The sequence below is a fragment of the candidate division KSB1 bacterium genome (assembly GCA_022566355.1).
Classification (GTDB): domain Bacteria; phylum Zhuqueibacterota; class JdFR-76; order JdFR-76; family DREG01; genus JADFJB01.
Genome location: JADFJB010000045.1, coordinates 23,055 through 32,839, shown reverse-complemented (window position 1 = coordinate 32,839; position 9,785 = coordinate 23,055). Strand labels below are relative to the sequence as shown.

Below are 9,785 nucleotides of genomic sequence, written 5' to 3'. Positions count from 1 at the left end.
GAGCGAAGCGGAGTGAAGGATCTTGATTGAAACTCGTTGTAACTCTAGTATAATCAAGTTATTAAGGGCTGTACCAGCAAGATTCTTCGCTGGCGCTCAGAATGACATTTTAATGATATTGCGCATTCTGCGACAGCCTGTACGACGGGATGACATGCCTTTGCTTTTTTGGAATCCATAAAGAATCCATTTTAAATCAAGGCTAATATCATTTTCTCACAACCTGAAAACATGCGGGAATGATAGAAATGCTAGTTTTGTTCAGACATTAGCTTAAATTAAGGATATTGAACCATTTCAGGTCCGGTCCACCGGTACTGTTCAAGCTTGATCGATTCATTCTCATCGAAACGAATTCCTTCGGTTTCCAATACTTTTAGTTGAATGATATCGCCATCTCCACTTGCTCTCGTACTTGTTTTACCTTTATGGTTGAGTACTCTCTGCCAGGGAACATCTGAATTGCTGGGAAGCGCCGCCATTGCGTATCCAACCATCCTGGCAGTGCAGCTGCTAACAATATTAGCAATTTGACCGTAGGTGGCAACCTTACCCCTGGGAATCAGACGAACGATTGAATAAATATTTTCATAAATTGATTGCTTCACAATTTTTATGAAATAAGTCTTGTTCTAAATTTCATGAAAGGAAACTCTCAATTTCCGAAAACTTGTCTTCGGCGTCTTTTTCACCCAATTCGATTAAGTTGTGAAGATAGTCTTTTTGAAACATAACCATACTCAACCAATCGGGACTGGTGGTTTTTCGGGAACCTTGTTTGCGCATCAAGTAACGAAACAGGGGTGGTAATTTGGGTTCGAATTGCAGTGACAATTTACCCAGGTCAACTGTCGGTCTTAGGATAAAGAGTTCAATTAATCGCCTGCCATCACGCTTTTCCTCCGGCAGTTCTCGCAACAGCCGATTTATTCTCTCCAGACGATCTGCGTCCTGATCCAAAGAATCCAGGAAAATAGCATTCATTAAAATGCCGGCAATTTGAGAAGGAGGCGGATAATCCCGAATAACCGGCAAATCGGCCTCTTCTTTTGATCTTGTGTAACGGGTTGAGATTGCCAAAATGCGGTCGGCGCCAAGATGGATTGCAGGAGAGAGGGGTGAATAAAGCCGGATGCCACCGTCACCATGCCACTCATTGCCGATTTTAACTGCAGGGAAAAAAACCGGGATTGCTGCCGAAGCCATCACATGATCAATCGTAAACCTGGTCTTTCTGCTTACCTGGTTGGGTCTTCTCCAATTTTGTAAACTGCAACCTTGTGTCCATGTAATAGTCTGACCAGTCATATAATTCGTGGTGGTAATTGCTAGGGCCTCGAAAGAACCGATGTTTAATTTATTTTCGATTTCATTGCATTGACCCTTTTCGGTCTTTAAGTGTCGTTGTAAGAATTCGCGTAATGGATTCGTATCTACCAGGCTTCTGATTCTCGGTTTTTTCGATCCTGCTCCTAACAATACGAAAACAATGGATTTAAACATACCAGTCAAAAGAGACCTTGTATCCACTCGAAATATCTTTTCAGGTGTAATTTCATTCCAAATTTCAGTAAGTGCCTGAATGGCTTCGGTACATGAACCCGGATGATTTGCGATAAATGAAGCATTAATCGCACCTGCTGACATTCCTGTAATAATTGGAATTTGCAGATCAGGGAAATGCTTTGCTAAACTCTGCAAAAATCCAACCTGGTATGCGGCCCGTGCACCGCCTCCGGTTAATACCAGGGCTAATTTTCCATTCTTCATTTTAACGAATGCAAGGTTTAGTCATCAATTTCTTCGACAAGGATCAGTCTAACCCGTCCGCCAATGGCCCGGGCCTTATGTTTTTCAGCATCCCCTTTTAGAATAAACAAACCATCTCCGGGCTCATATGCTTGTTTTTTACCATTGAAATCAATCTCAAGTATACCTTCAAGAATATAACCGATGTGGCCTTTTTCGCACCAGTCAGGTTCTCGAAATTGTTCATTAAATTCGACAAACCGTAATTGTCTGCCATTTCTTATAAAGGATTTGAATCGCACTCCTGGAGAAGGACTAATCCAACCCATTTTTTTAAAATTGACATGCATATTATCCACTCTTTTTTTAACTTGAAAATACGAAATTAATTCCAGACAACATAACTATATTTTGATCGATCCTATAATTCTAGAAAAATCTAAAAATATAATGAAACCCAAATACTTTAAATTGAGTTTTTAGGGTTGTTCAAACAATATTGCGGCTATGTTTCAAACTCTTTATATTTTGTATTCTATGATTGATGCCGAAAAATATTAAGCTCTTTTTCAATGTAAAAAAAAATTAAATTAATATGACTAAAAACCAAAAGATTACAAAAGCGACTGGATCCCTGTTTTTTCTATTACTGGCCTGTTCGGTTTGCCTTTCTCAAGATTATTTATGGCCGACGAATGCAAGCAAGTTGCTTACTTCTTCCTTTGCTGAAACACGCCCGAACCGACTTCACTCGGCCATAGACATAAAAACCTGGGGCAAAGAGGGCTACAAAGTTTTTGCTACTCGAAACGGTTATATCTGGAAAGTAAAAATATCCCCCTTTGGATATGGTAAAGTAATCTACCAAATATTAGACACTGGTGAAATAGCGCTTTATGCCCATTTACAAAAGTTCTCTCCTTATTTAGAGAATATTATGCGGAAAACCCAGAAGAAAAATCGACGGCATTCTGTTACAAAATTTTTCAAAAAAAATGAATTCCCAATTCAAAAAGGTGATCTCATTGCATTTACCGGCAGCACAGGAATTGGCTATCCTCATCTCCATTTTGAAATCAGAAATACTGATAATTTCCCTACGAACCCTTTGTTAAAGGGATTCAAAATAAAAGATACACTGGCACCTGTTCCAACTGCAATCGGTGTGGAGACAATGAATTTGGCATCGCAAATTAATGGTTGGTCTACCCCTCAGATTTTTCAATTGATTAAAAAAGGAAGAAACACATATACTGTAAAAAATCCAATTCAAATATGGGGAATGATCGGATTTTCAATTAGTGCTTATGATCAAGCTAACGGCGCTAGAAATAAATTTTCTCTTTACCAACTCATCACCTATTTAGATGGCGAAAAAATATTCCATAGCACTTATGATAAATTCTCATTTAACCAAAATACCCATGTTGTTCTGGATAGAAACAACTGGTTCTTATCAAATAACGGAAAATATTTTCATAACCTATTCCTGGAAAAGCTTAACAAATTGCCTTTTTATCATTCTTTCAATGAAGAGCAAGGAATTCTTTATACAATGGGCTATGCTGATAGTCTCTCCAAACAAACAAACTATTTATCGTGGCTTCTGCCTGAGCCGTTATCAACTTCTCCAATGGCAGAATTCGATAACCTCTATCTACAGATGCTCCGCAAACCTTTTACAATTTTACAGCCGGGAGATCATTCACTAAGAATAGATCTTTTGGATTATTTTGGCAATAAAACTACTATTCATGTTCCAATTATTGCTGGACAAAAACCAAAACCTGATAAGCAATGGATAAACCCAGCCGAAATAACCGGACTCATTGAGAAAGAGGGCCAAAATATTTTCTGGCATTATTTAGATCAAAAAAGTCATTGGCAAACCATAAATCCGGAAGATGCTTATGATTTTCTTAGAGGTAATTTAATTCCAGTGGGAAACGGCGCTTCTGGCACCAACCATTTTGATTTTTTGGAACCCTATATTAAAATCACAAAAACCGACAGCCAAGGGATTGAATATTTTCCCCAATTCATAGTACCGGATAACTTTGTTTTTGAAAATGAAAAAATTGATCTGGAATTAATAGTAAAAGATCCCTTCGCAGTGGTTGAAATTTCGAGTCAATATCCCATTTTAACGCCATTACTACTTCATATGAGGAACAAAAATACCGGATTTAAGGAATTGGAATTGACAGCTCACAACTTATATAAATTTAGCGCCTGGTTTCCGGCATACGAACTCGCAGAGGATTCCACAACTTTTGTTCTTTACATAAAAAAAGATGTGATTAAAAAGCCCATCGTTCAAAAAAGCTATTTTTATCATCGAATTCCAGTAGATCAAAAATATACTTTATCTTTGCCGGGCTTAAATGGTGAATTGAATTTTCCGGCATATGCTAGTAATCGCAATATCTATCTTTCATTGGAGCAAGTTCGGAGAAGCGATTTAGGAATATCCGTTCCCGGAGATTCCATTTCGCCTGTTTTCAGAGTAAATCCACCCTACGCCGGTTTTTTAAAGAGCATCGAGCTTTCAATTCCGGTATCCAGTGATATTGACAGAATCCGGCAAATTGGAATTTACACGCCTAATTTGCGTAAGAAAAAATGGAATTTTGTGAGCAATCAATACGATAGTAAAAATAAAATGCTTAAAACACGATTAATTTCTATTAGCAGGTTTACGCTTCTACGAGATGATGAACCTCCAAAAGTAAGGCTTATTTATCCCGCAAATGGAAAAACCACAAGTAATTCGAAGCCAACTATTCGCATCCACTATTCAGATAATTTATCAAAGATTGGAAGCGAAGATGATTTTGAAATGCTTCTCGACGGACAATTTTATATAGGAGAATTAGATCCGGAAGTTGATCAAATCAAGTTTATCGTAGAGAAGCCATTATCAAACGGTTGGCATAAAATAGATTTTTGGATTCAAGATCAAGCAGGAAATCGAACTAACCGTTCCTACAGTTTCAGGATAGAAAACACAAAATGATTCCCCTAAATGATGAAAATCCCACACAAAATATTCCCTTTATAACCTATACAATTATCACTGTAAATATTTTGGTATTTTTCAACCAGTTTCTTTTCGAAGGAAGTGGATTTGTTATTAAATATGGGACAATACCTTATGAAATAACACACTTCAGGGAAATTGCATCGAGACCTGAGTTCCAAACACCTTTTGCCAATATCTTTACACTTTTCACATCTATGTTTATCCACGGTGGATTTTTTCACATTGCCAGCAACATGCTATTTTTATGGATTTTCGGAGACAATGTAGAGGACCTAATGGGATCGTTTCGGTTCTTACTATTTTACCTGCTCACAGGCCTTATTGCATCTCTTGCTCAAATTATCATAGCGCCCTCCTCCACAATACCTATGGTTGGAGCAAGTGGAGCAATTTCCGGAGTTTTGGGTGCTTATTTCTTAAAATTTCCAAAAGCAAAGGTAAAAGTACTCATTATCTTTATCTTTTTTATTCAGGTGATTTCAGTCCCAGCTGTCATCGTTTTGGGATTCTGGTTCCTCATGCAGATCATGAGTGGGTTCACTTCTCTTGATGCATTGGATATGGGGGGAGTTGCCTGGTTTGCACATATCGGAGGCTTTATCGCAGGATTAATTTTTGTGAATAAGTTTCAAAAACGCAAAGTGCAAATTTGGTATTGATTTATTGAATCGATTCTCGCTTTATAGTCATTTAATGGATTTAACGGTTAATGAATTTCGAATATTTTTCTGTGGAATTAAGGTGATGTACAAAAAAAAGCCCCCAGCTTTCACCGGAGGCCCCTTGGGAGGAAGAAATGCTTGTATATTATTTAGATAAATCGATATCCCACGCCATGTATCGTCTGGATGTAGTTAGATGGATAACGAATTTCGCCTAGCTTTTCTCTTAATCTTTTAATATGAACGTCAACAGTACGATTCGTGACATATACTTTTTTGCCCCAAACTCTTTCTAGGATTTCAGTACGAGAAAAAATGCTTTCCCGCCGTGATGCTAATAAGTAGAGCAATTTGAACTGAATATAAGTTAAGTCAATTGGTTCTCCATCCTTCTTTACTCGATGAGCATCCAGGTCAATTTCAAGATCTTGAACTTTGATACAATTATGCCCATTCTTCAATCTTCTGATAAGTGCGTCTACTCTGGCTACAATTTCTCGAACAGAATTTTCCGCATGAATGACGTCGTCTGCGCCCATTTCAAATGCATGTATTATTTCATTCTCCTCGTTGATTTCACAATGGAGTATGACACCAACATTTTGAGTCAGTTGGTCGCTCTTTAATTCTTTGCTAACCTCCCAACCGTTTTTACCTTTCAGATTGTAATCCATAAGGATGACAAGCGGAAGATCATTTTTAACGTAATTCAATACTTCTTGCCCTTTACGCTTAAAGGTAACGTCGTACCCTTTTTGTCTCAATATTCTGCTTACAGAATTTTTATTCTCATTCTCGGGCAGTGCAATTAATATTCTTTCGTTTTCCATGTTTCATCACCTTATGTTAAATTTTAGTAATTTATTTTGTTTTACTGTAATCATTGCAATGAGTGTGCCAAAAATACCATTTTGAAACAGTAAAAACTTATTTATTGTAACTTCTTACTATACAATATTAAATTAAATAAATGTTTTTAAAAGGCTTACAACTTTATTACAATTAGTTTACGAAAATGATAATCGTTACAAATTCTTAATATTTAAAGTCAATTTAATTTTCACAAAGTGGTGGAAAAATGACCATTTGGTTAAAAAATGATCATTTTGAGTAAATTGGTTAAATGGCTAGAATTTCCAATTTATATCCAAAGAGAATATAGAACTGCGAGAATCATTGTGCTTAATTTCGCGATCTTTGTCCAAGTCATATTGCATGACCAAAGTAATTTCAAGCGGATCTATTACTTGATAGGATAGATACAATAATGTACTATTTTGGGATCGATTTGTGTAAAGGCTAAAGCCCGGGATAGGTTCATCACCTGCATCGGGATAGGAATTAAACATAAATGTATGGCTCAAACTACAAAGCAAGTTTTTATAATTGAAAAAATCCAGGGACAACAATAAACCCTGGGATAATTTATTTTGACTGATGAGTAAATTCGATTGCTGAACCTCATTCTTTTTATATTCTTTTGATTCGAGAATATAATTGATACCCAAATTGAGTTGGTTCGAAAGGTCAAATAAAAAACCGGGTTCAAATCTCAGGTAAGTAAAATCCGGTGTATATAAATAGGTTTCGGGATGATCTCGAAGTATTACCTCTCCTGATAGTTTTAATGAGACTGACCTAATTAGACTTTGACTTACATTTAAGGTAATAAAATGCTGTCGGAAATCTGTTAAAAACGAGGAATCCGAGTTTACTTGTGTATATTTCATATCCCGAAATTGGTACCAGCCTAAAAAAGAGGTATTCAATGAAGAATTAAATGAGTGTTGAATACTGAACCTCCGATCTACATAATCATAAAGTTGAAATGTTTTTTGAATCCTTTGATCAATGGTGAAATCTATAGTTAACCGACTATTTAAAAAATCCGAAGCTCTTAACACAGTTTGAAATTCGTTTTTCTGGAATGTTGGGAACGATTCTGATTCATTTTCATAGCTTCTATATTGGAATTCATCCCCGATAGATAGCGCCAAATCATCACCGAATCTCTTCTCAAGAATTAAATTTGAACTACTTTGCCAATACTCGATAGGAAAGCTCCGTTTATAGCTAAGTCCATCGAATACCTGACCAAAGTGTATTTCAAAACCTGTAATAAAATTCTTAGTAAATTGTGATTGAGCTTGCCAGGACGTATAATCACGGCTCACTTTCATCAAACCGTCTAATTCAACTTTAAAATTGTTAGCTTGGTAACTGGCCCATCTAAGACGAAATCCGCTATATGGATTATTTTGGCTATCGATAAAAGTACTGTCACTAAGCCCAAATGTCAGGTTATACTCCTGCTCACTAAAATCCATTCCAAAGACAATCTCAGTAGTGAAATTATCCTTTGAAAATTCAAAAGATTCATCCAAAGCTGCTAATTGGTATTGGATAGTTGAATCACTGCTTTGTTCGTCAGTAAGTTCAATAATTTCATCCAAATAAATTAACGCAAGCTCGTAATCCCCTTTCTCTACCGCATCTTTGCTAAACTGCCTTAATTCAATCAAATCTGCAAAATTTTCATATAATGCAAACTCCGCCCATCTTATCTCAATATTCAGGTTTTGAATTTCATACCTAAGAATCGGATCAACAACTTCTTCATCGCTGTTTTTTTCATTTCTACTTTGTGCATAAAGTGGGGGTAATTCAAATTGGGAAATTAACACAAAAAAAGATAAGTAGCAGAGCCAGAATTTAATAGAAAAGATGGTGGGGATTTTGAACTTCATTTGCTTGCCCGAAACACAGCTTACTGCTTTTGATGCTTTTCAATTCGATCAATGAGCTGAAGACCTACTCGGGAATTTTCTAACACCATTTCATATTTTTCAGAATTTTTAGCATTTAATGTCAATTGATAAATTTCTGATTCCAACGCAAACCAGGCAAGAATGAATGGATCGGTGCTACTGCCAAATTGAGTTTGCAAACCAAGATGCTTCTGTTCAAACCTGGCAAAAGCTGTGCCTGCTTCAATCCTGAGGTTATCAACCTGGGCTTCATTGGATAGTTGAGACTTTACACTGAGTACAAATTTGGTTGCCGTAAATAGTTTAGCCGTGGCAAGAATTTTATTCCCGCTTGCATATGCATGTTGACTCTCCACTAAAAACCGACGAGCATTTATTAGGATGTTTTCAAAGGATTGATTTTGGTTGTCCTTTACCTGAAGTTCGATTTTTTTTAGCAAATTGTTAAACAGATCCAATTCTTGCTCAAACCTGTTACGATTGCTTACATCCTCTTTGCCAGACAGTTTGGATACTCTACTGACAATCCGTTTTACCAGTCTGATTTTTTGCACAGCCTGGGAGTAATCCCCAACATCAAAAGAGCGAGATGCATCTGAATATACCTGTTGGGCCTGTCGATATAACTTGTTTCGTTGAGAAAAGGGATTTTCATGCAACGACCTCTCTACAGATTGCATCAATTCTTTTACTAGCTGCAATTCCTCAAATGCAGCTTGCCTCAAATTTCTTAGTGCATCAGATATGGATGGAGGCTTGCATACATCAATCGCCCTAAGAGTTAGCCTAGTGCCCCAGCCATAATGTTCAATAGCCCTTTTGAGTTCACGCCGGTTAAAGGCAGCTACAGCTTGTTTTTGTTGATTTAAAGCTTGTTTGTATAATTCACGGCAAAGTTTCTGATCTTTGTTAGTGCTAATATCTAACTTACGATCTCCTGCTAATAGACCATGAATTCGGTTTATTAATTGTTCATAATTGGCCTTTGCCTCCAGGTAAGCAGTGTATAATTTATCCCCTCCGGTCCTCGATAATAAATCAAAAGCTTTATCGATATTGAATTTGGCTATACGATAAAACTCTACTGCCCTCTGAAGATTCCGATGTTGAACTGCATCGTCAGCTTCATTTTTGTTCTTCAGTGCCTGCTGCAGAAGTTTATGTGCATTCTGGTGGAAATTTTTTTGCAGTACATTTCTTACCATCCGAATTTTATCTTCCAACTGCTGCTTCAAAATAGTTAGAGGGCCTCTTAAAACCAATGTCATCGCTCGATTTATAAGTATCTTTGCAGTTTGTATCTCCAGGGCCACAAGTCTGAACTGTTTATTATCGTGAGCATGAATCGCTTTAGTAATGCGTATTTCAATTTTTCGGATAAGATCATCAATTTTATCATTCGGGAATTGCTTGTTTACATCTATAAGAAACTTCAATTGACGCTTTACAATCTCGATAGATTGTCGAGAACTTAAATCTGTGGGTTGAGCTTCAATAGATGTTGCGAATAACAATAACAAAATGATTAGAGAAATTAGTGATATTAGGGATCGAGAAGGCATT

Annotated in this window: 8 protein-coding genes; 2 read left to right on the top strand and 6 right to left on the bottom strand. The window is 36.8% G+C overall.

What is annotated here, in order from left to right; all coding sequences use genetic code 11:
• Positions 1–278: 278 nt before the first annotated feature.
• Genes IIC38_09780 through IIC38_09770 form a run of 3 tightly spaced genes read right to left on the bottom strand, consistent with a single transcriptional unit; the run spans position 279 to position 2,099 of the window.
• A complete protein-coding gene (locus IIC38_09780) occupies positions 279–608 on the bottom strand; it encodes an MGMT family protein (protein ID MCH8126239.1) in 330 nt (109 codons plus the stop codon).
• A 31-nt stretch (positions 609–639) separates the two neighbouring features.
• Positions 640–1,770 carry a patatin-like phospholipase family protein gene (locus IIC38_09775; GenBank protein ID MCH8126238.1) on the bottom strand — a complete coding sequence of 377 codons (1,131 nt, stop codon included), beginning with the start codon at positions 1,768–1,770 and terminating at the stop codon, positions 640–642.
• Between the two features lie 17 nt (positions 1,771–1,787).
• Entirely contained in the window at positions 1,788–2,099 is a 312-nt protein-coding gene (locus tag IIC38_09770; GenBank protein ID MCH8126237.1) for a hypothetical protein, read from the bottom strand.
• Between the two features lie 245 nt (positions 2,100–2,344).
• Here IIC38_09770 and IIC38_09765 point away from each other — a divergent pair, with 245 nt between their 5' ends.
• Together IIC38_09765 and IIC38_09760 are read left to right on the top strand one after the other, a co-directional pair.
• On the top strand, positions 2,345–4,765 hold the full coding sequence (locus IIC38_09765) for a M23 family metallopeptidase (GenBank protein ID MCH8126236.1): 2,421 nt from the start codon (positions 2,345–2,347) through the stop codon (positions 4,763–4,765).
• The gene (locus IIC38_09760; GenBank protein ID MCH8126235.1) at positions 4,762–5,451 is read left to right on the top strand and encodes a rhomboid family intramembrane serine protease; all 690 of its coding nucleotides are present in this window, start codon (positions 4,762–4,764) and stop codon (positions 5,449–5,451) included. The genes IIC38_09765 and IIC38_09760 overlap by 4 nt, the downstream gene beginning before the upstream one ends.
• Positions 5,452–5,603: 152 nt before the next feature.
• Here the strand turns inward: IIC38_09760 and IIC38_09755 are convergent, their stop codons facing one another.
• The 3 genes from IIC38_09755 to IIC38_09745 all read right to left on the bottom strand — a co-directional run bounded on the left by IIC38_09755 (position 5,604) and on the right by IIC38_09745 (position 9,784).
• Positions 5,604–6,284, bottom strand: coding sequence for a winged helix-turn-helix domain-containing protein (locus IIC38_09755; GenBank protein ID MCH8126234.1), 681 nt, complete (start codon positions 6,282–6,284; stop codon positions 5,604–5,606).
• A 297-nt stretch (positions 6,285–6,581) separates the two neighbouring features.
• Entirely contained in the window at positions 6,582–8,201 is a 1,620-nt protein-coding gene (locus tag IIC38_09750; protein ID MCH8126233.1) for a hypothetical protein, read from the bottom strand.
• A 20-nt stretch (positions 8,202–8,221) separates the two neighbouring features.
• Entirely contained in the window at positions 8,222–9,784 is a 1,563-nt protein-coding gene (locus tag IIC38_09745; protein ID MCH8126232.1) for a hypothetical protein, read from the bottom strand.
• Between the last annotated feature and the right edge of the window lies 1 nt (position 9,785).